Origin of the sequence: Phytobacter sp. V69, from assembly GCF_965644215.1 — a bacterium.
Classification (GTDB): Bacteria; Pseudomonadota; Gammaproteobacteria; order Enterobacterales; family Enterobacteriaceae; genus Phytobacter.
In genome coordinates this window covers 1-26,883 of record NZ_CBFFRL010000058.1, presented here as the reverse complement: position 1 = coordinate 26,883, position 26,883 = coordinate 1, and the positions used below count along the sequence as shown (strand labels likewise).

General features: G+C 54.4%; 26 protein-coding genes, 1 tRNA gene and 2 pseudogenes. 17 read left to right on the top strand and 12 right to left on the bottom strand.

Annotated elements, in window-relative coordinates; all coding sequences use genetic code 11:
* Nucleotides 1-207: 207 nt before the first annotated feature.
* The gene (locus tag ACSZPU_RS10470) at nt 208-678 is read left to right on the top strand and encodes an FxsA family protein (RefSeq protein ID WP_498998295.1); all 471 of its coding nucleotides are present in this window, start codon (nt 208-210) and stop codon (nt 676-678) included.
* Nucleotides 679-717: 39 nt separating this feature from the next.
* Here the strand turns inward: ACSZPU_RS10470 and yjeH are convergent, their stop codons facing one another.
* Complete coding sequence (gene yjeH, locus ACSZPU_RS10465; RefSeq protein WP_498998293.1) at nt 718-1,965, bottom strand: L-methionine/branched-chain amino acid transporter; 1,248 nt, start codon at nt 1,963-1,965, stop codon at nt 718-720.
* Between the two features lie 265 nt (nt 1,966-2,230).
* Between yjeH and ACSZPU_RS10460 the strand changes: the two genes are divergently transcribed.
* From ACSZPU_RS10460 to ACSZPU_RS10450, 3 genes are all read left to right on the top strand, one after another.
* Nucleotides 2,231-2,524 (top strand): co-chaperone GroES, encoded by a 294-nt coding sequence (locus ACSZPU_RS10460; protein ID WP_007372708.1) that lies wholly within the window; start codon nt 2,231-2,233, stop codon nt 2,522-2,524.
* Between the two features lie 44 nt (nt 2,525-2,568).
* Entirely contained in the window at nt 2,569-4,212 is a 1,644-nt protein-coding gene (gene groL / locus ACSZPU_RS10455) for a chaperonin GroEL (protein ID WP_498998291.1), read from the top strand.
* A 257-nt stretch (nt 4,213-4,469) separates the two neighbouring features.
* Nucleotides 4,470-4,823 (top strand): DUF4156 domain-containing protein, encoded by a 354-nt coding sequence (locus tag ACSZPU_RS10450; protein WP_498998289.1) that lies wholly within the window; start codon nt 4,470-4,472, stop codon nt 4,821-4,823.
* Nucleotides 4,824-4,876: 53 nt separating this feature from the next.
* Here the strand turns inward: ACSZPU_RS10450 and yjeJ are convergent, their stop codons facing one another.
* Both yjeJ and epmB read right to left on the bottom strand, forming a co-directional pair.
* On the bottom strand, nt 4,877-5,743 hold the full coding sequence (gene yjeJ / locus ACSZPU_RS10445; protein ID WP_498998287.1) for a YjeJ family protein: 867 nt from the start codon (nt 5,741-5,743) through the stop codon (nt 4,877-4,879).
* Nucleotides 5,744-5,880: 137 nt separating this feature from the next.
* A complete protein-coding gene (epmB, locus tag ACSZPU_RS10440) occupies nt 5,881-6,909 on the bottom strand; it encodes an EF-P beta-lysylation protein EpmB (protein WP_498998285.1) in 1,029 nt (342 codons plus the stop codon).
* Nucleotides 6,910-6,950: 41 nt separating this feature from the next.
* Between epmB and efp the strand changes: the two genes are divergently transcribed.
* The 3 genes from efp (at nt 6,951) to ecnB (ending at nt 7,968) form a co-directional block, all read left to right on the top strand.
* Nucleotides 6,951-7,517 carry an elongation factor P gene (gene efp, locus ACSZPU_RS10435; RefSeq protein WP_498998283.1) on the top strand — a complete coding sequence of 189 codons (567 nt, stop codon included), beginning with the start codon at nt 6,951-6,953 and terminating at the stop codon, nt 7,515-7,517.
* Nucleotides 7,518-7,579: 62 nt separating this feature from the next.
* Nucleotides 7,580-7,714, top strand: coding sequence for a lipoprotein antitoxin entericidin A (gene ecnA, locus ACSZPU_RS10430; RefSeq protein WP_498998281.1), 135 nt, complete (start codon nt 7,580-7,582; stop codon nt 7,712-7,714).
* A 107-nt stretch (nt 7,715-7,821) separates the two neighbouring features.
* Nucleotides 7,822-7,968, top strand: a complete 147-nt coding sequence (gene ecnB / locus ACSZPU_RS10425) for a lipoprotein toxin entericidin B (protein WP_090080890.1) — start codon at nt 7,822-7,824, stop codon at nt 7,966-7,968.
* 36 nt (nt 7,969-8,004) lie between these two features.
* Here the strand turns inward: ecnB and ACSZPU_RS10420 are convergent, their stop codons facing one another.
* Nucleotides 8,005-8,628 carry a LuxR C-terminal-related transcriptional regulator gene (locus tag ACSZPU_RS10420; protein ID WP_498998279.1) on the bottom strand — a complete coding sequence of 208 codons (624 nt, stop codon included), beginning with the start codon at nt 8,626-8,628 and terminating at the stop codon, nt 8,005-8,007.
* 263 nt (nt 8,629-8,891) lie between these two features.
* Here ACSZPU_RS10420 and sugE point away from each other — a divergent pair, with 263 nt between their 5' ends.
* Complete coding sequence (sugE, locus tag ACSZPU_RS10415; RefSeq protein WP_498998277.1) at nt 8,892-9,209, top strand: quaternary ammonium compound efflux SMR transporter SugE; 318 nt, start codon at nt 8,892-8,894, stop codon at nt 9,207-9,209.
* On the opposite strand, the gene ACSZPU_RS10410 is transcribed toward sugE, so the two are convergent.
* Complete coding sequence (locus tag ACSZPU_RS10410) at nt 9,206-9,736, bottom strand: lipocalin family protein (protein WP_498998275.1); 531 nt, start codon at nt 9,734-9,736, stop codon at nt 9,206-9,208. The genes sugE and ACSZPU_RS10410 overlap by 4 nt on opposite strands.
* A gap of 252 nt (nt 9,737-9,988) precedes the next feature.
* On the opposite strand from ACSZPU_RS10410, the pseudogene ACSZPU_RS10405 reads away from it, so the two are divergent.
* The 6 genes and pseudogenes from ACSZPU_RS10405 to ACSZPU_RS10380 all read left to right on the top strand — a co-directional run bounded on the left by ACSZPU_RS10405 (nt 9,989) and on the right by ACSZPU_RS10380 (nt 15,626).
* A pseudogene (locus ACSZPU_RS10405) lies at nt 9,989-11,527 on the top strand (PTS transporter subunit EIIC).
* 14 nt (nt 11,528-11,541) lie between these two features.
* Nucleotides 11,542-13,301: pseudogene (locus ACSZPU_RS10400) on the top strand (sulfatase).
* A 2-nt stretch (nt 13,302-13,303) separates the two neighbouring features.
* Entirely contained in the window at nt 13,304-14,182 is an 879-nt protein-coding gene (locus ACSZPU_RS10395; RefSeq protein ID WP_498998274.1) for an aldose epimerase family protein, read from the top strand.
* A gap of 67 nt (nt 14,183-14,249) precedes the next feature.
* Entirely contained in the window at nt 14,250-15,131 is an 882-nt protein-coding gene (locus tag ACSZPU_RS10390) for a MurR/RpiR family transcriptional regulator (protein WP_498998272.1), read from the top strand.
* Nucleotides 15,115-15,501 carry a YidH family protein gene (locus ACSZPU_RS10385; protein ID WP_498998270.1) on the top strand — a complete coding sequence of 129 codons (387 nt, stop codon included), beginning with the start codon at nt 15,115-15,117 and terminating at the stop codon, nt 15,499-15,501. The genes ACSZPU_RS10390 and ACSZPU_RS10385 overlap by 17 nt, the downstream gene beginning before the upstream one ends.
* A complete protein-coding gene (locus ACSZPU_RS10380; RefSeq protein ID WP_498998267.1) occupies nt 15,483-15,626 on the top strand; it encodes a DUF202 domain-containing protein in 144 nt (47 codons plus the stop codon). The genes ACSZPU_RS10385 and ACSZPU_RS10380 overlap by 19 nt, the downstream gene beginning before the upstream one ends.
* 159 nt (nt 15,627-15,785) lie before the next feature.
* Here ACSZPU_RS10380 and frdD read toward each other — a convergent pair whose 3' ends face one another.
* Genes frdD through frdA form a run of 4 tightly spaced genes read right to left on the bottom strand, consistent with a single transcriptional unit; the run spans nt 15,786 to nt 19,080 of the window.
* The gene (gene frdD, locus ACSZPU_RS10375; protein ID WP_498998265.1) at nt 15,786-16,145 is read right to left on the bottom strand and encodes a fumarate reductase subunit FrdD; all 360 of its coding nucleotides are present in this window, start codon (nt 16,143-16,145) and stop codon (nt 15,786-15,788) included.
* An 11-nt stretch (nt 16,146-16,156) separates the two neighbouring features.
* On the bottom strand, nt 16,157-16,552 hold the full coding sequence (gene frdC / locus ACSZPU_RS10370) for a fumarate reductase subunit FrdC (protein ID WP_498998263.1): 396 nt from the start codon (nt 16,550-16,552) through the stop codon (nt 16,157-16,159).
* 10 nt (nt 16,553-16,562) lie between these two features.
* Nucleotides 16,563-17,297, bottom strand: a complete 735-nt coding sequence (locus ACSZPU_RS10365) for a succinate dehydrogenase/fumarate reductase iron-sulfur subunit (protein ID WP_498998262.1) — start codon at nt 17,295-17,297, stop codon at nt 16,563-16,565.
* Nucleotides 17,290-19,080, bottom strand: coding sequence for a fumarate reductase (quinol) flavoprotein subunit (gene frdA / locus ACSZPU_RS10360; protein WP_498998259.1), 1,791 nt, complete (start codon nt 19,078-19,080; stop codon nt 17,290-17,292). The genes ACSZPU_RS10365 and frdA overlap by 8 nt, the downstream gene beginning before the upstream one ends.
* A 322-nt stretch (nt 19,081-19,402) precedes the next feature.
* Between frdA and epmA the strand changes: the two genes are divergently transcribed.
* Nucleotides 19,403-20,380, top strand: a complete 978-nt coding sequence (gene epmA, locus ACSZPU_RS10355) for an elongation factor P--(R)-beta-lysine ligase (protein WP_498998257.1) — start codon at nt 19,403-19,405, stop codon at nt 20,378-20,380.
* 103 nt (nt 20,381-20,483) lie between these two features.
* Here epmA and mscM read toward each other — a convergent pair whose 3' ends face one another.
* The 3 genes from mscM to rsgA all read right to left on the bottom strand — a co-directional run bounded on the left by mscM (nt 20,484) and on the right by rsgA (nt 25,953).
* Nucleotides 20,484-23,816, bottom strand: a complete 3,333-nt coding sequence (mscM, locus tag ACSZPU_RS10350; RefSeq protein WP_498998254.1) for a miniconductance mechanosensitive channel MscM — start codon at nt 23,814-23,816, stop codon at nt 20,484-20,486.
* A gap of 18 nt (nt 23,817-23,834) precedes the next feature.
* On the bottom strand, nt 23,835-24,803 hold the full coding sequence (asd, locus tag ACSZPU_RS10345) for an archaetidylserine decarboxylase (RefSeq protein WP_498998253.1): 969 nt from the start codon (nt 24,801-24,803) through the stop codon (nt 23,835-23,837).
* A gap of 97 nt (nt 24,804-24,900) precedes the next feature.
* On the bottom strand, nt 24,901-25,953 hold the full coding sequence (rsgA, locus tag ACSZPU_RS10340; RefSeq protein WP_498998251.1) for a small ribosomal subunit biogenesis GTPase RsgA: 1,053 nt from the start codon (nt 25,951-25,953) through the stop codon (nt 24,901-24,903).
* A gap of 106 nt (nt 25,954-26,059) precedes the next feature.
* On the opposite strand from rsgA, the gene orn reads away from it, so the two are divergent.
* Together orn and ACSZPU_RS10330 are read left to right on the top strand one after the other, a co-directional pair.
* Entirely contained in the window at nt 26,060-26,605 is a 546-nt protein-coding gene (gene orn / locus ACSZPU_RS10335; RefSeq protein ID WP_498998249.1) for an oligoribonuclease, read from the top strand.
* A gap of 203 nt (nt 26,606-26,808) precedes the next feature.
* Nucleotides 26,809-26,881, top strand: a tRNA-Gly gene (locus ACSZPU_RS10330).
* Nucleotides 26,882-26,883 lie beyond the last annotated feature (2 nt).

Below are 26,883 nucleotides of genomic sequence, written 5' to 3'. Positions count from 1 at the left end.
ACGGCCTCATTTCTCGCTGCCGTCCAGATCAGATGCATCGCTCTCTGGGCTAAAATCTTGTGACGACACTATCTAACGCAGCGCTGGATAAAAATAGTTGCCGGGGAAAATTGAATTTTTCTCCGCCCGCCACCATCTCGGTCAGTATGCGAATCGCAAAAATTTACCGACAGGTGCTCAGGGCGCCTGTTCATTGAGGAGATACCCGTGCGCTGGATACCGCTACTGGCTGTTTTTTTATACGTTTACATTGAGATATCGATCTTCATTCAGGTCGCGCATGTGTTTGGCGTGCTGCTGACCCTTATCCTGGTTATCTTCACCTCGGTTATCGGGATGTCTCTGGTACGTAATCAGGGCTTCAAAAACTTCATGCTGATGCAGCAAAAGCTGGCGGCAGGTGAAAGCCCGGCGGCGGAGATGATTAAAAGCGTGTCGCTGATTATTGCGGGCCTGCTGCTGGTGCTGCCAGGGTTCTTTACCGATTTCCTGGGCTTACTGCTGCTGTTACCGCCGGTACAAAAACACCTGACGCTTAAGCTGATGCCGCATTTGAGCTTTTCCCGTATGCCGGGCGGTGGATTCAGCGCCGGTCCGGGGGCGGGTAATACCTTCGACGGTGAGTTCCAGCGTAAAGACGATGAGCGCGACCGTCTGGATCATAAAGACGATCGTTAAGTACTCTGTTGCCCGGATAAGGCGAAGTCCTGTCCGGGTTTATGACCGCTGAACCGCCATGCCGTGTCTGGGTAGCAATGCCCACAATCCTGCCAGCATCGCAATCGCATACAGACTCTTCCAGCCAGGAATGGCCAGTAGCAGCAAGCACAGGATGCTACCAATCCAGGCCAGCACCTTGAAGCGCCCTTTCAACAGGCGGCAGCCCGCCAGCATGCACAACAAGTAAATCAAAATGAAAATGCCATTGGCATAAATGATGAGCGTGTCGAGATTAATCGAAAACGCGTAGATGCCTAACGTACAAATGACGCAACAAATGAGGACGGCATTCAGCGCGTTAAGCGGGATTTGGCGGGAGGACAAGCGTGCCAGCGGGCTCTGTGGCTTGTACTGCGCCTGCGACCAGACCAGCCGGGCGAAGCTCTGAATATAGATATTCAGGCTCGCGAAACAGGCGAGATAGCCAATGATGCAGGCAACCCACTGCGCCTGCTTGCCGAACAGCTCAACGACGATGATTGGTAAGGACGCTGCGGCCCCTTCGCTCTGCCAGAGCGGGAAATGCAGTACCACGACGGTACAGGCCCAGTAAACGGAGCCTGCCAGAATCAGGCCAATCATCAGCGCGCGCGGGAAGTCGCGTTCAGGATGTTTAAACTCGGAGGCCAGATGGGCAAACGCCTCCAGGCCGACAAAACACCAGAACATCACGGCAAGCGAAGCAGTCATGGCGGAGAAGGGCACCTCTGCCGGTGCCGGGAATGACAGCGTGCTAAGAGAAAGCCCGCCGCGCCACCAGATGGCGACGATCAGCGCAACGATAAGCCCGGCGATGATGGACTGCAGGTTAGCACTGGAACCGGCACCGCGCGTGCCAACCAGCCAGATGAGTGCCAGCGTGCCCAGTTCGGCCATCAGCAGTTGCACACCCTGCCAGCCAAACATGCCCTGCCAGAACCCGGCGGCGATATGCAGGGCAGCGGGTAAGCCCACCGGGATAACCGAGAGAAACAGCCAGCCGGTAACGCGCTCCAGCCGTGGGCCAAACGCCATGCCGACAAAGTGGGCGACGCCGCCCGCGCTGGGAAACTGACGGCCAAGCACAGCGAAAACGATGGCAACCGGAAAGACCAGCAGAATGAGCACGGGCCAGGCCCACAGGCTGCTGTCGCCTGCCGCCAGTGCGGCGAGTGCCGGGACGGCAAACACCCCCGTGCCCAGCAACGATGTTGAAAGTAACCCAATCCCTTGAGCCAGCCCCAGCTCCTGTTTCAGTCCACTCATGGCCTGTATCCCGCGCATCATCGCAAAGTAAAGAGGGGTAATGCTATCACAATCAATTTTGCTTATGGCTGTTGGCGCGCCTGCCTGTTCTTACGGATTGATTTTTCATTTTTTTGCGCGCGGCGGCATTTGTGCGAAATTTTTTTAAAGTGCCCCCTTGAAGGGGGAAAAACCCATCCCCATCTCTCTGGTCACCAGCCGGAGAACCGATTGCGGGCCGGCGTCATCCATAACTGATAATGACTTTCTCAAAGGAGAGCTATCAATGAGTATTCGTCCGTTACATGATCGTGTGATCGTCAAACGTAAAGAAGTTGAATCCAAATCTGCTGGCGGCATCGTTCTGACCGGTTCTGCAGCAGGCAAATCAACGCGTGGCGAAATCATCGCTGTCGGTAAGGGCCGCATCCTGGAAAACGGTACAGTGCAACCGCTGGACGTTAAAGTGGGCGACATCGTGATTTTCAATGATGGTTACGGTGTTAAAGCCGAGAAGATCGACAATGAAGAAGTGTTGATCATGTCCGAAAGCGACATTCTGGCAATTGTTGAAGCGTAATCCGCGAACGACACTGAACATACGAATTTAAGGGAAAGATTAAAATGGCAGCTAAAGACGTAAAATTCGGTAACGACGCCCGTGTGAAAATGCTGCGCGGCGTAAACGTACTTGCAGACGCAGTTAAAGTGACCCTCGGTCCGAAAGGCCGTAACGTAGTGCTGGATAAATCCTTCGGCGCACCGACCATCACTAAAGATGGTGTTTCCGTAGCACGTGAAATCGAACTGGAAGACAAGTTCGAAAACATGGGTGCGCAAATGGTGAAAGAAGTTGCCTCTAAAGCGAACGACGCTGCAGGCGACGGTACCACCACCGCAACCGTACTGGCTCAGTCCATCATCACTGAAGGTCTGAAAGCCGTTGCTGCGGGCATGAACCCGATGGATCTGAAACGTGGTATCGACAAAGCTGTCGCTGCTGCCGTTGAAGAACTGAAAGCACTGTCTGTACCGTGCTCCGACTCTAAAGCTATTGCTCAGGTTGGTACCATCTCCGCTAACTCCGACGAAACAGTAGGTAAACTGATCGCAGAAGCGATGGACAAAGTCGGTAAAGAAGGCGTGATCACCGTTGAAGACGGTACCGGTCTGCAGGACGAACTGGACGTGGTTGAAGGTATGCAGTTCGACCGTGGCTACCTGTCTCCTTACTTCATCAACAAGCCGGAAACTGGCGCAGTAGAACTGGAAAGCCCGTTCATCCTGCTGGCTGATAAGAAAATCTCCAACATCCGCGAAATGCTGCCGGTTCTGGAAGCCGTTGCGAAAGCAGGCAAACCGCTGGTTATCATCGCAGAAGACGTTGAAGGCGAAGCGCTGGCGACCCTGGTGGTTAACACCATGCGTGGCATCGTGAAAGTGGCTGCGGTTAAAGCACCGGGCTTCGGCGACCGTCGTAAAGCGATGCTGCAGGATATCGCTACCCTGACCGGTGGTACCGTTATCTCTGAAGAGATCGGTATGGAGCTGGAAAAAGCAACTCTGGAAGACCTGGGTCAGGCTAAACGCGTTGTGATCAACAAAGACACCACCACCATCATCGATGGCGTGGGTGACGAAACGGCAATTCAGGGTCGTGTGACTCAGATTCGTCAGCAGATCGAAGAAGCAACGTCTGATTACGACCGTGAAAAACTGCAAGAGCGCGTAGCGAAACTGGCTGGCGGCGTTGCGGTAATCAAAGTCGGTGCGGCTACCGAAGTTGAAATGAAAGAGAAAAAAGCACGCGTTGAAGATGCCCTGCACGCGACCCGTGCTGCGGTAGAAGAAGGCGTGGTTGCCGGCGGTGGCGTTGCGCTGATTCGCGTAGCAAGCAAAATCGCTGAGCTGAAAGGCCAGAACGAAGACCAGAACGTGGGTATTAAAGTTGCGCTGCGCGCAATGGAAGCTCCGCTGCGTCAGATCGTGCTGAACTGCGGCGAAGAGCCGTCTGTTGTGGCTAACACCGTGAAAGCGGGCGACGGTAACTACGGTTACAACGCGTCAACCGAAGAATACGGCAACATGATCGAGATGGGTATCCTGGATCCGACTAAAGTGACCCGTTCTGCTCTGCAGTACGCGGCATCTGTCGCTGGCCTGATGATCACCACCGAGTGCATGGTAACCGACCTGCCGAAAGGTGACGCGCCTGATTTAGGTGCTGCGGGTATGGGCGGCATGGGTGGTATGGGCGGCATGATGTAATGTGCCCTTCGCCCTGCATCCTTCAGGCTGCAGATGCGTTGACTGCCTTCGAGAACCCCAGTCACTTACTTGAGTAAGCTCCTGGGTATTCCCGAACTAGCCGCCTTCCTGCAACCAGAATGATTTGGGCGTATATATCGCAGAAATGAATAAACCCTCGGGCAGAAATGCTCGGGGGTTTTTCTTTTGGTCATCTTTTTAGTATAAGATTCACACACGGACGAAAGACGTCCAGCTCATTGATTGTGGGGAATAACATGCACGTTAAATATTTAGCAGGGATTGTCGGCGCAGCATTGTTACTGGCAGGCTGCAGCGCTGGTAATGAGCTTTCTTCGGGTGGACAGAGCGTTCGCTTCGTAGAAGATAAACCTGCGGCAAATTGCCAGTATCTGGGCACAGCAACGGGTAAACAAAGCAACTGGCTTTCCGGCCAGCATGGCGAAGAAGGTGGCTCAATGCGCGGTGCCGCAAACGAGCTGCGTAACGAAGCGGCGCGTATGGGCGGCAACGTGCTGTACGGCGTCTCCAGCCCGACACAAGGCTTCATGTCCAGCTTTGTGCCGACAGCCAGCGAAATGAGCGGCCAGGTTTATAAGTGCCCGAATTGATCTCACGCGAAGTGATATCGCCCCTGATGACTGTCAGGGGCGTGTTGTGACTATTACTCTTGTTCAGCGATTTTCTGTTTTACCTGTTGTTGGACGACCTGCAGACTGCGCATACATTGTTCAAGCGTAAGGCGATGGCGTTTATCGGTGCTAAGCGTTTTCACACTGACCTGGCAAGGCTTCCCTTTCAACTTATTTAAACGATGGCTGTAATCCAGTACACGGCGTGAAATTGACGCCATTTCATCGCCATCCGCTATGCTACGGGTTTTAATTACCGTGCCGCCGTATTGCATCTCTCCCTTTTCATCGGTGTAGTGATAAACCAGCGCATGATGATGAATAAATAGTGCCTGCTTCCATTCGTCCTGAGAATAAGTGTCATAGGCAATATTGCCGTCAGCTAAAAACTCGGCGTCATATAGCGGCAGGAAATCGAGAATTGAAGAGAGGCTGATAGCGACATCATTAAGGCCTGCATTATTTATAGCATAAATAATTGCTTTGACCAGCAGTTCTATTTGATGCTCATTAATACTCAATTCCAGGTTTTCACCGCAGTGCAAAGAAAAAATAAAAACAAGCTCGCTGTCACTGTTTTCACGCAGTACCACTTTATTGACCCGACGGCCAATATCTGCGTTTTCTAGCTCGCTGACCTCCATCACGGGAATATGGTCTTGCATTTTTTTAGATGCTGAATCAATGGCTTTACGCTGTTGCTCTTTTGCCTTACCGGCGGATTTTGCCTGCAGTGACAGGCGATGCTCCAGCGCTAACATCAGATCTTTCAGCGCAACCAGGGGAAAAAATAATAGCGACTGTTTGTTTTTGGGATGCGCTATTTTTAATGCTAAAGCCGCAAATTTATCATTTTGACGAATAATGCCAGTATTAACACCTGTGATGATGAATATCATTTGGTTCTCCTTAACCATTCATATTTTATATTTATGCGCAAGCGCAGTGCGTTATCATAACAAAAATAAAGCACAGCGATCTCCGGATGAATAATGAATTTATCCGGAGAAAATATCAGACGAGAACGTTGATGCGATTACGACTGGCGCAGCTGTAAATCCAGCGGGGTTTTGCTGGGCTCTCCGCCAATTTCGCGTGCCAGTTTCGGCACCATATAACCTGAGATTAACGTCAGCAGCTCGCGCATAATTTCCCGCGCTTCGTTATCACTCACCATAAAGTGAGCCGCACCCTGCACTTTATCCAGCACATGCAGGTAATAGGGCATCACGCCGGCATCAAATAGCGCGTTGCTGAGGTCGGCCAGCGTGCGGGCATTGTCATTGACGCCGCGCAGCAGCACGCTCTGGTTAAGCAGCGTCACACCGGCCTGGCGCAGTTTTGCCATGGAGGCACGAAACGCGTCATCAACTTCCTGAGCGTGATTGATGTGGTTCACCAGCAGAATCTGCAGGGAAGAACGGGCAAAGCGGGCGGTGAGCGTGTCGGTGATCCGCGCCGGGATAACAATGGGCAGGCGGCTATGAATGCGCAGGCGCTTGATATGCGGGATGGCTTCAAGCTGTGTTATCAGCCAGTCCAGCTCATGATCTTTGGCCATCAGCGGATCGCCACCGGAGAAGATGATCTCATCGAGTTCCGGTTGCTGGGCAATATAGTCCAGCGCGACCTGCCAGTTGCGTTTGTTGCCCTGGTTGTCCGCATACGGGAAGTGGCGACGGAAGCAGTAGCGGCAGTTTACCGCACAGCCGCCTTTCACCAGCAGCAGGGCGCGGTTGCGGTACTTATGCAGTAAGCCTGGTACGACGCTGTCCTGTTCTTCCAGCGGATCGGTGCTGTATCCGGGGGCGGCAACAAACTCTTCGCGCGCCGTCAGGACCTGGCGCAAAAGGGGATCGTTGGGGTCGCCTTTTTTCATTCGCGCGGCAAAAGCCCGGGGTACGCGCAGCGCAAAAAGACGCTTTGCCTCACGCCCGGCGGTTAAATTTTCGTCAGTGTCTATATTTAAAACACGCAGAAGTTCATCAGGATCGGTTATTACATCGGCAAGTTGCACTAACCAATCTTCTCTGGATGGGGTATTTAGGGTTACAATATGCGCCATTTTGTGGCTTAGCTACCAGTTAACAATTTTCAGAGGGCCTTATGGCAACGTACTATAGCAACGATTTTCGCGCTGGTCTTAAAATCATGATGGACGGCGAACCGTACGCGGTTGAAGCCAGCGAATTCGTTAAACCAGGTAAAGGCCAGGCATTCGCACGTGTAAAACTGCGCCGCCTGCTGACCGGTACTCGCGTTGAGAAAACCTTCAAATCTACTGACTCCGCAGAAGGCGCAGACGTTGTAGATATGAACCTGACTTACCTGTACAACGACGGTGAGTTCTTCCACTTCATGAACAACGAGACCTTCGAGCAGCTGGCTGCTGACGAGAAAGCAGTTGGCGAGAACGCCAAATGGCTGCTGGACCAGGCTGAATGTATCGTTACCCTGTGGAACGGTCGCCCGATCGCTGTCCTGCCGCCGAACTTCGTTGAACTGGAAATCGTTGAAACCGATCCAGGTCTGAAAGGTGATACCGCAGGTACCGGTGGTAAACCGGCTAAGCTGAGCACTGGCGCAGTGGTTAAAGTTCCGCTGTTCGTACAGATCGGCGAAGTGATCAAAGTGGATACCCGCTCCGGCGAATACGTATCCCGCGTGAAGTAATCGACTTAATGCGAGATCAATGACGCAGCAACCCTGTTGCGTCATCCTTTTCCAGGGCAGGAATGATGAAACGCCTTCTCAGTCTTGTAGCACTCTTTCTTCTCACCGCGACCTTATTGACGGGTTGTAATACCGCGCGTGGCTTTGGTGAAGACATCAAACACCTCGGTAATTCGATCTCTCACGCGGCCAGCTAATTTCTTCCTTTCGTCCTAAAAATCGCCGACTTGCCGTCAGGTTGCGCAATCTTGTCTATTCTTAAGTAGCTATGCACAAACAATATTGACTACATAAGGAAGATATTATGGTTAAGAAGACAATTGCTGCGATCTTTACTGTACTGGTCCTTTCCTCAGCGCTGACAGCCTGTAACACCACGCGTGGCGTGGGTCAGGATATCTCTGAGGGTGGTAGCGCTATTTCCGGCGCAGCGACGAAAGCGCAGCAGTAATTCCTGCCAGTACGCGGTACGGCCAGCGCCGTACCGTTAATTCAGGCTGTCTTGCGCGGTTTCTGGTGCTTCTGGCAAAGACAGGAACGGCGTAAAGCGATTGTCCATTCCCAGCTTCATTCTGATGTTGCGCTTGTAGGTATACACCGTCTTGCCATTGATGCTCAGTTTGGACGCAATGGACTGATTACTACGGCCTTCCATCCACAGAGACAGGACTTTTTCTTCCTGACGCGTAAGCAACGGGGTGGCAATCTGCGGCATGGTTCTTGCCGGGCGCGACAGGACAGCGTGGTCAATGGCTTTGGCCAGCGTTTCCATCGACACCGTTTTCTGCAGCGTCGCCTGTACCTGATATTGGGCACAATATTCCATCAGTTGCGCATCTTCACCTGACTGCAAAAGGATAAGCTGGTTATCTTTACCACAGGCGGAAAACAGTGAGGAAAGTTGTTGAATATGGTGAAGATCGTTCTTAAAACCGTAGAGATCGGCGATGATCAGATGTGGTTGCCACTGAACGATGTGCTCTTTTGCCAGCATCAGGTTGTTCAGTGACGTCACAAGAAATGAAGCCGGGAAAAAATCAGTCTGATTGAGCCAGCTTTCCAGCCCCGTCCGGGTGAAGTAACAACGGTCAATCAAGAGAATTTTAAACATATTTTTCTTCGCAGTAAGAATAATGGCGCACGGCTTCCCTTTCCTGGTAGCACATCATCATAGGGGCTACATATGGGGAGTAAATGCGTGAACTGCGTTGCTATCTGTAGCTATTTCTTGCTTTAAGTCACTTAAATCCGCGCAATTGCGAAAAAATTGCATTCCGCCTGTTATCAGGTCAAAATTTATTCCTCACCACCAGCCTGTCGGGACGACCCGATTGCGCAACTCTCAACGGGGACGGCCCCACACTGGAGCCAACTATGTCCTGGTTAATTCTTTTTATCGCCGGTCTTCTGGAAGTGGTTTGGGCGATTGGCCTGAAATATACGCATGGTTTTACCCACCTGGTACCCAGCGTTATCACCGTGACGGCCATGATCGTTAGCGTCGTTATGCTGTCATGGGCGATGAAAAGCCTGCCCACAGGAACGGCTTACGCCGTCTGGACCGGTATTGGTGCCGTAGGGGCGGCTATCACGGGGATTGTGTTATTTGGTGAATCGGCCAACCCCGCGCGCTTGCTCAGCCTGGCGCTGATTGTCGCGGGAATTATCGGCCTAAAGCTCAGTACGCCTTAAAGGGTCTGGTTTATCCACATCAGTTTTTCCACCGCAAACCCTTCGCGGGCCGCGATATCAACCATCTGTTTTTTCACCGCATCCGGAATCGTCGGCGTGCGTGACAAAATCCATAGATAGTCCCGGTCAGGCCCGCACACCAGTGCATAACGGTAATCCTTGTCCAGCGCAATGACGTTATAGCCGCCATAGAAAGGACCGAAGAATGACACCTTCAGCGCGCCCTTGTTCGGATCGCCGGTAAAGTACGCCTGACCGACAGATTGTTGCCACATGCCGCGTTCAGGGTTGTAACCTTTATTAATGACCTGAATACCGCCGTCATCCATTGTGCTGTAGGTGGCCGTCACTTTTTCCAGCCCACGCTCAAAGCGATGGTCTAAGCGGGCAATTTCATACCAGCGGCCAAGATAACGTTGAGCATCGAAATTATCCACGACGGTGACGCCGACAGGTGGCGTTGGGGTACTGCAAGCGACAACCAAAAACGCAGCGGCAACCGTTGCGATAACAGGCAGCAAACGCATGGTATTTTCCTTCCAAGTTTTTTTACTAAGTGTAGAACCTGGCGGGGAAAATTACCTGTAGTCCGGGCTTACAGCCTGTGCAATATCTGACGTATTTCTAACCCCGGAGAAACATTGCCACATAAAAAGTGATGCGAGTCACTGTTTCGCTTCCTGACGTTGACAGAGACGAAAAATAGAGGAAATAATAATTTCATTAAAACAATTAAAATATGAAATTTAAAATTCAAACGTCAGCATCAGGGAACTCTTATGAGCAAATTCTTTGTAGGCGCACAGAATCTGGGTAAGTCGTTTATGTTGCCTATCGCAGTGCTTCCGGCAGCCGGGCTGCTGCTGGGCATTGGCGGTGTTTTTTCCAATCCGATAACCATTACCACCTACCCCGTTCTGGATAATCACGTACTGCAAGCCATCTTTACGCTGATGAAGCTTTGCGGCAGCGTTGTGTTCGACAATCTCTCACTGCTTTTCGCCGTCGGTATCGCCGTTGGCCTTGCCCGCAGCGATAAAGGCACCGCTGGGTTGGCCTCGGTACTCTGCTTTGTGGTGATGAACAAAGCCATCAACGCAATGTTAATGCTGACCGGGAAACTGGCGGCTGACAACCTTGCCGCTGTGGGTTAGGCGAATGTGCTGGGGATTGTCACGCTGCAAACGGGGGTTATGGGCGGCATCATTAGCGGCCTGCTGACTGCCTGGCTTCATAACCGTTACAACAAAACCGAGCTGCCTAACCTGCTGGCCTTCTTTAGCGGCTCGCGATTTGTCCCGATTGTGACCTCTTTTTTCGCGATTTTTCTCGGCGTCGCGCTCTTTTGGGTCTGGCCGCCGATTCAGTCCGGTATCACCCATCTGGGCGGTCTGGTCGAGAAAACCGGCTACATCGGTACGCTCTTCTACGGCATGATCCTGAAATGCCTGATCCCGCTGGGCTTGCATCACCTCTTCTATTTACCGTTCTGGCTGACCAGCGTCGGCGGCGAAATGACCGTCAACGGCCATATGGTCCAGGGCACGCAAAAAATCTTCTTTGCCCAACTGGCCGATCCGAGCGTGCAGCAGTACTACATCGGTGTTTCCCGCTTTATGGCAGGTCGCTTTGCCGACTTTATGTTTGGCTTGCCGGGTGCGGCGCTGGCGATTTATCACACCTCAAAACCGGAAAATCGCAAAAAAGTGGCCAGCCTGATGCTCTCCGCGGCGCTGACGGCCTTTGTCACCGGGATTACCGAGCCGCTTGAGTTCGCCTTCATGTTCTGTGCGCCGCTGCTTTACGGTGTGCACATTGTCCTGACCGGCGTGGCTTTCATGTTGACGCATATTCTTGAGATCACCGTGGGTCAGACCTTCTCCGGCGGTCTTATCGATTTCCTGCTCTTCGGAGTACTGCAGGGGAATGCGAAAACCAACTGGATGCTGATGCTGCCGCTCGGCGCGGTGATGTTCTGTCTCTACTACTTCTCCTTCCGCTTCCTGATCCAGTGGCGCCGCTTGAAAACGCCAGGCCGTGAAGATGAAGCGCAGGAAACAGAGGCCGTTAACGGCAGCGTTAGCGCGCGTCCGGCACAGATTGTGGACGCACTTGGCGGACGGGAAAACATCGTCGAAGTGGACTGCTGTGCGACACGTTTGCGTATCACCGTGAATGACCCGGCGCAGGTGCAGATTGACAGTTTTAAAGCCCTGGGAAGCAAGGGTGCGTTTATCCGGGGACAGGGTGTGCAGGTGGTCTATGGGCCACACGTCACCATTATTAAAAATGAAGTTGAAGAATTTATTGGCGCCTGACCAGGGACCTTATTATGAAAGCTGTAATGCTGATGTTTGACACACTGACGCGCAATCACCTTGCGCCCTATGGTGGCGATGCGATTACACCGAACTTTACCCGGCTGGCACAGGAGTCCGTGCAGTTTAATAACTTTTATGTTGGCAGCATGCCCTGCATGCCCGCACGACGTGAGCTGCATACCGGGCGTTATAACTTTTTGCACCGTAGCTGGGGGCCGCTCGAACCCTTTGATTTTTCGACCATGCAGGCTCTGCACCAGAATGGTGTCCACACCCACATGGTGACGGACCATAAACACTACTGGCGTGATGGCGGCGCAACCTACCATACGCGTTATTCCACATTCGACTTCATTCGTGGTCAGGAAGGCGACTGCTGGAAAGGGCAGCTCGAAAAGCCGGAAATTCGCTGGCAGGGCATGGAGGATGACGAAACCCGTCGTCGCCGTGCCGGGCGCATGGCCCAGGATCTGATCAACCGCGCGGCGATGCCGACCCAGGAAGAGCATTTTACTCACCGGACCATTACTTCGGGTCTGGAGTTTATGGAAACCAACCAGCATCAGGATAACTGGTTCTTGCAGATCGAATGTTTCGATCCCCACGAACCCTTCTTTGTGCCGGAAAAATACCTCGCGCAGTATGGCTGCACCCCGGATGAATTCGACGGCTGGGTGCCTTATTACTGTGGCAGTCCCGGCGGCGAAAACAACGATAAAGCGCGCAAGTTTTATCAGGCGCTGATCACCATGTGTGATGATTATCTCGGCCAGGTGATGGACCGGATGAAGGCGCTTGGACTGTGGGAAGATACGCTGTTTATCGTCTGTACCGACCATGGCTTCCTGCTGGGTGAGCACCAGTGGTGGGGCAAGAACATCATGCCGGTGTATAACGAAATCTCCAGAACGCCGTTCTTCATCCGCGATCCGCGCTGTAAAAAGCAGGGTGAGCAACGTGAAGCGCTGGCACAGACCATCGATATCCCGGCCACGCTGCTTGATTACTTTAATGTCGAGCGCCGGCATCGATGACCGGGCGGCCGCTGCTTCCCGCCGTGATTGATGATACGCCGGTACGCGATTACGGCCTGTTCGGCTATTTTGGCGGCCATCTGAATATCACCGACGGCGAATCAGTCTATATGCGCTGCCCGCGTGAGAAGGGCAAAGCGAACCTCTTTGAATACACGCTGATGCCGACGCGTATTGACAGCCCGTTTAAGGTCAGCGAACTGCGGGATATTCGTATCCATCCAGGGTTCGACTTTACCCAGGGCGCGCAGGTGATGCAGATCCCGGCAAGCTTTGGCTATCTGAATCCATGGCGCTTTGGCGACAAGCTGTATGGCGTGAAGCGTGACCCTCAACAGACCCAGCCGTTGGATGATCCGCAAAAATCGCTGGCGATGGCGCAGGCGATGTTGCCGCTTTTCAAGGCCCATGATGCACCGCCGGAACTGCTGGTGCGCTTTGAACTGGACAGCCTCTCACTCGAAGGCGAGCAGGCTTTTGCTGAGCGCTGGGCGCAGGACGATGCACTGGCGAATACTCCGTGGCGTTGCGCCGACCGGGGCGTTTATGAAGCGCTGATGTTTATCAGCAAAGCGGCGGAAAAACAGGATCTGACGCTCGCCATGTTACTGGCCGACTATGCGCACGGATACGTGCTACAGGGCTGCGACATTTTGCAATTAGTGGAGCGCCACTTTATCGGCGATCGACAAAAAGCGCTGACCTATCAGGCACGCTTGCTGCTCAGAGTGGCTTAACGATGGAAAGCTGGACGCTGGAAAATGCCTGCTGGCGCGTTTGCGTGGCGGCGCAAGGGGCGGAGCTGTGTGAGTGGTGGGATAAAACCCGCAACTCGCCCCGGCTCTGGCAGCCGTGCGCGGAGGTGTGGGATAACAGCGCCACCCAGCTTTTCCCCGTGGTCGGACGGCTGGTGCATAACGGTCTGTGGCAGCAGGGGACATTCTGGCCTCTGCCCGCGCATGGCTTCTTACGTCACCAGCTTTTTCGCCTGGAATCGGTCGACGGCAATAGGCTGCAACTGTGCTGTGAAGATAGCAGCGACACCCGCCAGCTCTGGCCGTTTCACTGGAAAATGACGGTAAGCTGGACGCTTACAGAGCAGGGGCTGGATGTTGGCTGGCAGCTTGAAAATACGGGGGCAGAGACCTTTCCCTTTGCTCTGGGCTGGCATCCGGGCTTCGCATTGCCCATCGTTTCGCAGCCGGGCTGGCAGGTACAATTTTCACACCCCGCAGGCGGCCCGTTTCCTACGCGGGATCGCACGCTGCATATTCCTGAGTGTGTCCCGCAGACCACCGTTTTTCCGCTCACGCCTGAGGTTTTTCAGGCCGGTGCGGTCTATTTTGCCACCCCAGATGCGGGAGATATTTGCGTCATCGCTCATGATGGTAAGGTTGCACTACGCCTGCGTTCTCCGGATACGCAATGGCTGGCGCTTTGGGGGAAACCGGGGGCAGATTTGCTGTGCATTGAACCCCTCACTGGCACCACGGACGATCCGAATTTTGACGGCGATGTCGCCCATAAGCGCGGTATGAGCTGGCTGAATGCGGGCGAGTGCTATCGCCAGAGCCTCAGCGTTATCCTCGCGCAAGACGCGGCGAAAATTGATGGCTAAAATACCCGGCAATAATCTTTTGCACAGCGCATTGTCCGTGAAAAAGGATGTGCCGGGAGAGTCATGCATGAGCGTTAACAGAGAAAAAGTGCGGGTTTATATCGCCAACATTCTGGCGGGTCTGGCTGAGACTGACCGGAAGGTGGCGGAATTTATTTTGCAGAATCCCACGTGGGTGGTGCAGCTGCCGGTGAAAAAGATCGCCCAGGAGATCAGCGTCAGCGAAGCAACCATCGTGCGTTTTTGTAAGAAGATTGGCTACGGTGGGCTGCTGAGTTTGAAAGCGGAGCTCAAACGCGAGCTGCTTGATGACAGCGACCTGACGTTGCCCTCTTCGCCCGACATTTTCATGGGCGATACGCGTAATGACGTTGCGCAGAAGATTGCGCTCACGCTGGATACCACCGTCAAAGAGACCATTGATTTGCTCGATATGAAGAAGGTGAAAGCCATCGTCGAGCAATTTATTCAGGCGCCGCGCGTCATGTTTGTTGGGTTTGGTGCATCCGGTCTGGCCGCTCTGGAAGCGCGCGACAAGATGAACCGCATCGGCATTGAGTCTGAGGCCTTCACCGACCGTTTCACCATGACGCTCAAGTTGGCGAACCTGAAAAGTAACGATCTGGTGGTGGCGTTTTCCCATTCTGGCGAGACCCCCGAGGTGGTGAACGCGTTTCGTCTGGCACAAAAAGCGGGAGCCGGTCGGCTGGCGATTACCCACAGCACGCAGTCGCCGCTGACGGAGATGGCGGACAATTTTCTGTTGACCTGCGGGATCGCCGGGCCGTTTCAGGGTGACTCGATCGCCACCCGCGTATCGCAACTTTTTATGATTGAATTTCTCTGCACTGAGATAACCCGGCACAACCTCAGAGAGAGCGCGTCGCCGGGCTTATCGATCAAAGAGATATTGATTAAGGAACGAATCAAACGTGAGTCTTCAGGCTAATTCTTCCCCGCGCCTGCGTGAAAAGTGGTGGCTTGCCGGTAAAAAACCCGACTACCGCTTTACGCTGGCCAATGAGCGAACCTTTCTTGCCTGGATTCGCACCTCGCTGGCACTGCTGGCGGGTGCGGTTGGCATCGATCAGTTTTCCCCGCAGTTGAGTTCCCCCGTTCTGCGCCTGTCGCTCGCATTGCTGCTGGTGGTTTCTGGCTCTGTGCTGGCTGCCGTTGCCTGGTATCGCTGGCGGGGTAACGAGCTGGCGATGCGTCTGGACAGCGACCTTCCCTATACCCGCTTTTTACTGCTGATAGCCGCATTCGTGCTGATTATCGCCTTCCTGCTGGCGATCTTGCTGTGGCAGGGGCAGCCGTGACGGTACGCGATCCGGGATTGCAGCCTGAACGTACGCGGCTTGGGTGGAATCGTACCGCGTTTTCAACGTTATTAGTCAGTTGCCTGTGCCTGCGGGGATGGATCAATCAAGAGAATGGCCTGTAAGGTGCGGCATTTTTACTGCTGGTGATTGTGGCAGTTGCCATCGTTTTACAGTGGAAACGGGCGGTGGTGTTGCCGCTGGTCTTCGCGGGAATGATGTTGGCGGTGCACTTTACGCGCCTGTTGTAAAAGCCCGCCAGCCTGTGCCAGCGGGCATACAGATTAGAGGAAGATCACACCGACCAGCGTGACCACACTCAGGATGGCAGCAAGGCCATAGAAGACCCATTTACCGTTGGGAACGTGGACTTTGATGTCGTGCATGGCATGGTGCAGACGATGCAGCCCGCACCAGAGCGGCAGAACGATCATCAGGAACAAAAACGCACGGCCAATAAAGCTTTGGGCGAATGCCAGCACGCGCTCGTAGCCGAGCGCTTCACCGGGGTACAGTCCCAGCGGGAGCAGTACGCCAACCAGCAGAATCATCACCGGCGCGATAATCGCACTCCACATGCCACCTGCGCCGAACAGCCCCCAGAAAACGGGTTCATCGGAACGTTTTGGGTTTGGATTGATCACCTTTGGCCTCCTTACCAGAACAGTGCAACGAAAAGAATGACCACTGTCGCCAGCCCGGTCACGGCCCATAGCCCTTTGATAACCGGCTCAGGTTTAAGCTTTTCGTTTTTGATGATGATATTCGACGCTTTTGGCGCCAGTTCGAACCAGGTTTTGGTGTGCAGTAACGCGGCCGCCAGGGCAATCAGGTTCAGGATCACCACTATCGGGTTTCGCAGGAAGTGAACAAATCCCTCCCAGGATTCCGGGCCATGTTTCAGGGCAAACAGTCCGCAAATCAAAATAATGCTGAACCATACTGCCGGTAACGCCGTGCCTTCACGCAGCATATAGAAGCGATAAAACGGCAGCGATTTCCACCAGGTCGACGGCATCGGCCGGACATAGGGTTTGCGTTTAGTCGTCATGTTGCGCTCCTTAGCGTGGTTTCAGGGTGGCGATAAGAAAGTCTTTCGAGCTTTCCACTTTGCCCTGTTGGATAGCGGCCGCCGGATCGACGTGTTTCGGGCACACTTCCGAACAGTAACCGACGAATGTACAGCTCCAGACTCCGTTTGGACTGTTCAGTTGCGGCATACGCTGCTTTTTCCCGTGGTCACGGTTATCCAGGTTATAACGGTGCGCCAGCGTGATGGCGGCCGGGCCGATAAATTCCGGATTGAGCCCGAACTGCGGGCATGCCGCATAGCACAGACCACAGTTGATACAGCCGGAGAACTGATGGTATTTCGCCATCTGTGCCGGAGTCTGCTTGTTCGGCCCCTGATCCGGTGTTCGCGTGTTGCCAATAATGTACGGCTTAATGGCCTCCAGGCTTTCGATAAAGTGGGTCATATCGACCACCAGATCGCGCTCGATAGGGAAGTTGGCCAGCGCCTCGACCTTTATTCCTTTGGTGTAATCACGCAGGAAGGTTTTACAGGCAAGCTTCGGTACCTTGTTGACCATCATGCCGCAGGAGCCGCAAATCGCCATACGGCAGGACCAGCGGTAGCTGAGGTCTGGCGCCAGGTTATCTTTGATATACCCTAGCGCGTCCAGCAGCGACGTTTGTTCATCGTAAGGCACGTCGTAGAACGCGCTGTGCGGTGCGATATCCACTTCCGGGTTATATCGCACCACCTCAACTTTCAGGGTTTGCATCTCAGCCATGGGTCGACTCCTTCTTCTCAGCGGCTTCTGCTTCGCCGCCGTAAACACGTTTCGCCGGCGGCAGCGTCGTAATTTTCACGTCGCTGTAATCGAGACGGGTGGTACCGTCTGCGTCGCGGTACGCCAGGGTGTGCTTGAGGAAGTTGACGTCATCGCGCTCCGTGCAGCCTTCATCCAGACGTTGATGCGCCCCGCGAGACTCTTTACGTGCCAGCGCGGAGTGGGCCATACACTCGGCAACGTTCAGGCCGTGTCCCAGTTCGATGGTGTAAAGGATGTCGGTATTGAATACGCTCGAAGTATCGGTGATGCGCACGTGTTTGAAGCGTTCTTGCAGTTCCGCCAGCTTATCAACGGTTTTTTGCATCAGCTCAGGCGTGCGGTAGATGCCGCAGCCTTCTTCCATCGATTCGCCCATTTCGTCGCGAATTTTCGCCCAGCTTTCGGTGTCTTCCTGATTAACCAGATTTTTCAGGCGTTGCTCGATATCGGCAGCCTGTGCGTTCAGCGCGGCATCGTTGGCCGTAGTGGCAGAGTTAGCGCGCGCCATGGCTTGTTCACCCGCCAGGCGACCAAACACCACCAGTTCCGCCAGTGAGTTAGAGCCCAGACGGTTGGCGCCATGCAGGCCGACGGATGAACATTCACCCACGGCAAACAGCCCTTTGATTCGGGATTCGCACTGCTGATCGGTTTCGATACCGCCCATGGTGTAGTGCGCGGTCGGGCGTACCGGAATCGGCTCTTTAACCGGGTCCACGCCAACGTAGGCTTTCGCCAGTTCGCAAATAAACGGCAGACGTTCCAGCAGTTTTTTCTCGCCCAGATGACGCAAGTCGAGATGGACGACATCGCCGCGTGGGGTGGAAATGGTGTTGCCTTTGCGCCACTCGTGCCAGAACGCCTGCGACACTTTGTCGCGCGGCCCCAGCTCCATATATTTGTTCTTCGGTTCGCCCAGCGGGGTTTCCGGACCCATGCCGTAATCCTGCAGATAACGGTAACCGTTTTTGTTGACCAGGATACCGCCTTCACCACGGCAACCTTCCGTCATCAGTATGCCGGAACCCGGCAGCCCGGTGGGGTGATACTGGACAAACTCCATGTCACGCAGCGGCACACCATGCGCCAGCGCCATGCCCATTCCGTCGCCCGTGACAATGCCGCCATTGGTGTTATAACGGTAAACGCGGCCCGCGCCGCCAGTCGCCATGATGACCGCATTGGCGCGAATCTGCACCAGCGTGCCTTCCATCATGTTCATCGCGACGAGGCCACGAGCCTGGCCGTCATCGACGAGGATATCGAGAACAAAATGTTCGTCGAAACGCTGAATTTGTGGGAACTGCAGTGACGTTTGAAAGAGGGTATGCAGCATATGGAAGCCGGTTTTATCTGCGGCAAACCAGGTGCGTTCGATCTTCATGCCACCGAAGCGGCGCACGTTAACAGAACCATCGGGACGGCGGCTCCACGGGCAGCCCCAGAGTTCAAGTTGTGTCATTTCGGTGGGGCAGTGATGGACAAAGTAATCGACGACATCCTGCTCGCACAGCCAGTCGCCACCGGCCACAGTGTCGTGAAAGTGATACTCGAAGCTATCGTGATCCTGGGCAACGGCTGCGGAACCGCCTTCTGCGGCCACGGTGTGGCTGCGCATAGGATAAACTTTTGAAATAAGAGCGATTTTAGCATTTGGGTTTGCCTGGGCGGCTGCGATGGCGGCACGTAGGCCCGCACCACCCGCGCCAATTACAGCAAGATCGGCTTGAAAAGTTTGCACGACATTCCTCCTGATTATTGTTATTTCGTAACCCTTTTTTGATATGGCGTTGAGCCTGATCAGCAGGGTTTCGAATACGATTCCACTACTCCTTTATTTGTACGCATTATAATCTTAGGACTATGAGGGAAATTTGACCTGTTCGATTTTTTTAACGTATGAATGGCCTAAAACATCATTGATTTTGATTAATTTAATTACAAAACCCCACGCTTTTAGTGTTTTTACCTCCCGCCTATGACCCCTTATTCCGTTCAAAATTTGTCTCTCTGAGCCGATACGGGTAGACTTCGTGCCCTTGTCTGAATTCGGAGAAAGTACCATGAGCGAGACGGCAACCTGGCAGCCGAGCGCATCCATCCCTAACTTATTAAAACGCGCAACAATTTTGGCAGAAGTGCGTCGCTTCTTCGCCGATCGTGGCGTGTTGGAGGTGGAAACGCCTTGTATGAGCCAGGCCACGGTAACCGATATTCATCTGTTCCCGTTTGAGACCCGTTTCGTTGGCCCCGGTCATTCTAAGGGGATCAATCTGTATCTGATGACCAGCCCGGAATACCACATGAAGCGCCTTCTGGCGGCAGGGTGTGGCCCGGTTTTCCAGCTGTGTCGTAGCTTCCGTAATGAAGAGATGGGGCGTCACCACAATCCTGAGTTCACCATGCTGGAGTGGTACCGTCCGCACTACGATATGTATCGTCTGATGAATGAAGTGGATGACCTTATGCAGCAGGTGCTGGAGTGCCCGGCGGCGGAGTCACTTTCCTATCAGCAGGCTTTCCAGCGCTATCTGGAAATCGATCCGCTTTCTGCGGATAAACCTCAGCTGCGTGAAGTGGCGGCGAAGCTCGATTTGAGCAATATCGCGGATACCGAAGAAGACCGCGATACCCTTCTGCAACTGCTATTCACCATGGGTGTGGAGCCGCACATCGGTAAAGATCGCCCGGCATTTGTCTACCACTTCCCGGCAAGTCAGGCGGCACTGGCGCAAATCAGCACCGAAGATCACCGCGTGGCGGAGCGCTTTGAGGTGTATTTCAAAGGTATTGAGCTGGCGAATGGTTTTCATGAGCTGACCGATGCCCGCGAGCAGCAGCAGCGTTTTGAGCAGGATAATCGCAAGCGTGCCGCGCGCGGCCTGCCGCAACAACCGGTGGATACCAATCTGCTGGAAGCTCTGAAAGCCGGTATGCCGGATTGCTCCGGTGTGGCGTTGGGTATTGATCGTCTGGTGATGTTGGCGCTGGGCGCAGAAAGCCTCGCCGACGTCATGGCCTTTACCGTCGACCGCGCCTAGGTAAAAGCAAACGGCAACCTGCAGGTTGCCGTTTTAGTGTTTGCTTCCTCTCCCCGTGGGAGAGGGTCGGGGTGAGGGCATCAGGCTGCACCCATCTTAACCACTACAAACTTCCCGCCGTACGATTCCCTTTCCCTGCTGATGTCAGCGTACGCGCCGTGCGTTTGCCGTCCAGACTTTCAAGCCGCATCTGGAACGGTGGGAACGGCAGGTCGATGCCATGCTCGCGGAAGCCCGCCAGAATCAACTGATGAATCTCATGGCGCAGCGGCATGCGGTGCCCCATCTCGGCGGCGTAGATACGCAGTTCGAACAGCTGGATCCCCTGCTGGAGATCAACCAGGAACACTTCCGGTGCCGGGGTGTCGATCACCAGTGAACAGCGCTCAGCGGCGGTATATAGAATCTGCGTCACCTCTTCACTACTGGCATCGGCAGGTGCCGGAACCGTCAGCACCACGCGGGTCACCGAATCCGACAGCGACCAGTTGATAAACTGCTCGGTAATAAACGCCTTGTTCGGCACGATGATCTCTTTGAGATCCCAGTCGCTGATCGTCGTAGCACGGGTGTTGATCTTCGTGACGCTACCGGTCAGGTCGCGGATCGTGACGGTATCGCCAATACGGATCGGCTTTTCAAACAGAATGATCAGGCCGGAAATAAAGTTAGCGAAGATCTCCTGCAAGCCAAAGCCCAGACCCACACCGAGTGCGGCAACCAGCCACTGCAGTTTCGCCCATTCGATGCCGATCATCGAGAACCCGACCAGCCCGCCAAACAGCATCAACAGGTATTTGGTGATGGTGGTGATGGCATATCCGGTCCCCGGGGTGAGGTCCAGATGCTGCAACAGGGCAAGTTCAAGCAACGCCGGGAAGTTACGCACCAGCTGGGTGGTGATGATAAACACCAGAATAGCGATCAACACTGCGCCGAGAGTAATAGGCTCAAGACTCTCCACCCCTTGTACCGTGGAGGTGACATCCCACAGGGAAATGTTCTCAAGGAAGCCAAAGGCCGAGTGAATTTCTGACCACAGCACAATGACCGAGAGCAGCGCGATAAGCATCAGGATCGAGCGCACCAGACGCAGCGATTGCACGCTAATGGCATCCAGATCGAGCTCTTTCTCGTCAATCTCCGTCGCTCCTTCGGTGCTGGTGGAGTGCGGTGCTTCTTCTTCGCCTTTCGCGCGTTGGGCAAGGATCTCAGCACGGCGATGGCGGGCGCGGTCGAACGCCAGGCGGCGGCGCTGGATCAGCATCCAGCGGCGAATGATGTGATACACCACCAGCAGCAGGAACCAGATGGCAACCGAGGTTTCCAGACGCGCCAGCAGCGCCTGTGCTGTGGCCAGATAGCCCACCGCCGCCGCCAGAATGGCAATCAACGGGGCGCAGACCAGCAGGTTCCACAACAGGCGATTAGGCATGTTGTCGCCAGAGCCGCTCTTATCGAGGTACAGCGGGATCCCGGCACGTTTCAGGCTGAGTGTCACCACCGCCATCGCGCCACAAATCAGGATAAAACAGAGCCTTCCCAGCGACCCGGAGAACTCACGGTCGTTGAGGTTATCGAACATGATCAGCGCCATAATGAGCGGCACGATAAGCCCGATACTCATCAGGTAGTTACGCATTCCGCGCGCCACGCGATTATGCGGCCAGCCGAAATGGGCGACGAACAGCCCGGTCGGACGGGCAAAGGCGGCGCAAATCATCACTGCCCACAGCAGCGGGACAGTCGCCGTGACCCCATCGCCAATTGCCACGGCCAGCGGATAAGGCCAGGCTTCCTGCAGGCCATAACCGAGCGTTGCCCACAGGACGGGAAGCGGTAGGGCGACCAGAATCGACCAGAACACAGTGCGCATTGTCAGCCAAAAATGGTCCTGGGTGACTTTGCCGACCTTAGCGCTGGAACGCTCCAGGAAACGGGTGAAATGCTTGCGCGAGTAGAGGCTAAAGCCCACGAGGATCAGCGCGCCGAAAAGCGGGAACAGCGTCTCTTTGCTGGTCAGCATCATCGCGCTGGCTTTGCCAAGCTGGCTAAAGGTGTCCAGCGAGATCAGACGTCGCAGGTCCTGCACGATTTCGACCGGCCAGCTCAGGCCCATCGGGCTCACATCCGCTGTCCAGAACAAATAGCGGTGCGTGGCTTCATTCACCTCACGCAGCGCATCTTCAAGCTGGCTGTTGGAGACTTTAAGCTTCGTCAGCTCCAGAATCAGGGTATCGCCACCCTGTAACAAGGAAGAGAGCAGCTCACGCTGTGTGCGCAGCTGGGCATCGAGAATACGGCTCTGCTCAGCAGTTAGCTGCTGGCCATCGGCCTGGCGAATCTGCCGTAGCTGGGACTGCTTGTTCACCAGATCTTCATAGCGCATACGGTGCACGCGCAGCTGTGCCATTTCAGTATCGAGCTGCTGCGGCTTCGGCATTTCCGGCAGTCGGGCCACCTGTGCACGCAACGCTTCGCCCAGCATATTAGACGCGCCCAGCCACTGTGCCTGCTCGCGCAGAGTGTTCAGCGCCTGGCGCACCTGCAACATCTGATTTGTCGCCTGACGCTGCTGCGAAGCGACCAGATCCATGCGCTGCGCCTGCTGATTCAGCGCCTGCGACAGCTCACGGTTGATTTTGAATTGGTCAACGATACCTGGCGGCAGATTGTCGCTGTTTTCCGCCAGCTGTTCGGTGCTCTCCAGCGCCTGTTCGGCTTCACGCTGGCGCTGGCTGTTAAGCTGATTGCGCAGTGCCTGTAGGTAAGCATCCAACTGCTGCGCCTGCTTTTGCGCCAGCTCTGAGCGCATCCGTGAGAGTTCCTGGCGGTTATTCGCTGACAACTGCGCCAGTTCCTGCTCATCCACCAGCGCCCTGAGTTTTGCTGACTCTGCCTGAGCACTGAGATTCTGCGCCTGGGCGAGCGGTGTGTTGCCCGTTTGTCCACCGATAAGGCGTTCAACTTCATTGACCTGACGGCGGGTATCCGTTTGCTGTTGTGGGAGCTGGCTCAGCGAGTCGTTGATTTCCCGGGCGCGCTCCTGCTCTTGCTGCGCCAGGCGGGTTTTCTCCAGCAACTGGCTGCTGATTTGCAGAATTTCCTGGTTTAGCGCGTCGGTGCTCATATTGGCTGGCACCGATTTTGGCTCATCGCGCAGGTTATCTAGCTGCGAGCGCAGCGTGCGGGAAAGCTTGGGGAAATTGTCGATGACGTCTTGATATTGTGCCGCGCGCTCAAGGGAGCCTTTACGCTCATCAAGCGCGTTCAGCGCGGCCTGGAGCACTTCCACGGTTTCAGCCTGATCGGGCGTGGCTTTTGCCGCTTTGGCTTGCTCCAGTTCTTGCGAGATTTGTTTGGCATCGGGGGCCGATGCTGCATTGGCCCCCAGACTGAGGCACCAGGCCATCAGAAAAATGATAATCAGGCGCACTACAGCTTACCTTCTTAGTTAAACGTCGTCTTTCTTATCGTCTGGCAGCGGGCTGGCGTCCAGCTCCGCGGCAATCTCTTCTTCCGGCAGCGGCGTCGGCTCAACCTCAGGCGTGACCGGCGCTTCGGTGGAAATGGCCAGCGGCTCACCGATTTTGGTTATCGAAAGGCTTTGCAGGTGTTCCGCCAGATTCACTTTACCCGGTGCGAACAGGTTAATCACCGTTGAGCCAAGTTTGAAGCGACCCATCTCCTGGCCTTTCAGCAGCGCGACTGCGCCGTCGCTCTCGCCCGCAGGCCAGGTCCAGCGTTTAATGATGCCTTCGCGCGGCGGCGTTACCGTGCCCGCCCAGACGGTTTCAATGCTGCCGACAATGGTCGCGCCGACCAGAATCTGCGCCATCGGGCCAAATTCAGTATCGAACAGACAAATGACGCGCTCGTTACGGGCAAACAGGTTCGGAACGTTCTGCGCCGTCAGGTGATTTACCGAGAACAGGTCGCCCGGGACGTAAATCATCTCCCGCAAGATGCCGTTGCACGGCATATGTACGCGGTGGTAATCACGCGGCGACAGGTACGTGGTGGCAAAAGAACCGTTACGGAACAGGTCTGCCATCAGGTAGTTACCGGCCAGCAGGGCTTCCAGGCTGTAATCGTGGCCTTTGGCCTGCAGGATTTTGTCGTTGTCGATGTTACCGAGCTGGCTTATCACGCCATCTGCAGGCATAACCAGGATGCTCGGATCGGTATTCAGCGGGCGAACGTCGTCACGCAGCGAACGCACAAAGAAGTCGTTGAAGGTGCGATAGCTGGCGGTATCCGGCTTCTGCGCTTCTTTCATGTCGACCTTGTAGTATTTGACGAACAGGTCGATGACCAGTTTGGTCAGCCAGCCTGCTCGTTTGCTTGCGCCCCAACCCGCCAGGCGAGTGAGCCACAGTTTCGGCAGAATGTATTGAAGCGAAAGTTTAAATGAGTTTAACAAGGTAGCCTCCAGGCCATTGTTTTTGTCGTTCCTGATCTGGGTTTATTCACCGGATCTATAGAAAAGGGGACGATTCTAGCGACGCTCAGCTTAGTTGTCAGTTATCAGAATCAGAAAAGTTTTTACGCGTTTTTACCTGATCCATGCTTTCGAGAATGCGGTGATAGTTTTCGAAACGGGTGTCCGCAATTTCGCCTTTCTCGACGGCTTCGCGAATGGCGCAACCTGGGTCGTTATCGTGTTTACAGTCGCGATATTTACAGGCACCTAAATAGTCATGGAATTCGACAAAACCATTGAAGATTTGTTCCGGCTCCAGATGCCAGAGACCAAACTCACGCACCCCTGGGGAATCAATCACATCGCCACCGTGAGGGAAGTGGTACAAGCGTGATGCGGTGGTCGTGTGTTGACCCAGACCGGAGTTATCAGAAACTTCGTTGGTGAGGATCTCATTCTGTAAGCCAAGCAGGTTATTCAGCAGGCTGGATTTACCCACGCCAGACTGCCCGGCAAAGATGCTGATGCGGTCGGTTAAGGCCTCTTCAAGCGGCTGCAGACCGTTTTTCTTGTGGCTGGATACCATCAATACGCGATAGCCAATTTTGCGGTAGATATCCATCTGCTCATTCACAAAGGCCATGCCTTCATCGTCCAGTAGATCAATTTTGTTCAGAACGATCAAGGGCTCAACATTCAGCGTTTCGCAGGCGACCAGGTAGCGATCGATAATATTCAGCGACAGTTCCGGCAGGATGGCTGAGACGATCACGATCTGATTAATATTCGCGGCGATCGGCTTCACGCCGTCATAGAAATCCGGACGAGTCAGAACGGACGTGCGCTCGTGTACGGCTTCGACAATGCCTTTTACCGTCACACCTTCGGCGGCCTCTTTGCCCGGACGCCAGACGACACGGTCGCCCGTGATCAGTGAACGGATGGTACGACGAATATTACAACGGTGTACGATGCCATCCGCGGATTCAACGTCCGCGTGCATGCCGAAGCGGCTGATCACTGTGCCCTCAGACGGCTCGCCAAACAGGTTGTCATCGTAGTCGGCTTTCTCCACAGACGTTTTTAACCGACGCTGATGATTCGCGTTGACGCGGCGTTGCTGTCCTTTGGAGAGTTTATTTTTACTCAATCGTACTGGCTCCTGGTCGCCCCGGATGGGCAAAACCTTTATGATACACGCTATTTTAGATGAATATAGTCACGCTGAATATGACGCGAGAAGGGTGGAAAATAGCATGAGTGCAAATGAAAACAACCTGATTTGGATCGATCTGGAGATGACCGGGCTGGATCCGGAACGCGATCGTATTATTGAAATCGCGACCCTGGTCACCGATGCGAATCTGAATATCCTGGCTGAAGGGCCGACGATTGCGGTTCACCAGTCCGACGCCCAGCTGGCGCTGATGGATGACTGGAACGTACGCACCCACACCGGCAGTGGCCTGGTGGATCGCGTTAAGGCCAGCCAGCTTGATGACCGCGCGGCAGAACTGGCAACCATTGAATTTCTGAAAGAGTGGGTGCCGGCAGGTAAATCGCCAATTTGTGGCAACAGTATCGGTCAGGACCGTCGTTTTCTGTTTAAGTACATGCCGGAACTGGAAGAGTACTTCCACTATCGCTATCTGGATGTGAGCACACTGAAAGAGTTAGCGCGTCGCTGGAAGCCGGAAATTCTCGACGGCTTCAAAAAACAGGGTACGCACCAGGCGATGGACGACATCCGCGAGTCTGTGGCCGAACTGTCTTACTATCGCGAACATTTTATTAAGCTGTAAAAATGCTGTCCGGATGGGTGAAAAAGGGATTAGAGTAGTCCGCCCGGTGCAAAAACAGTCAAGGTGATGAATAATCGAGCACTTGAACGAAAATTTTAAAAAATCGTTTTCGGGGGGCTTGCAGGAGAAAGGAATTCTCGTATAATGCGCCTCCCGTAACGATACAGAAATGTGTAATTACGACAGCAAGAAAAATGATGTTTGCGGGAATAGCTCAGTTGGTAGAGCACGACCTTGCCAAGGTCGGGGTCGCGAGTTCGAGTCTCGTTTCCCGCTCC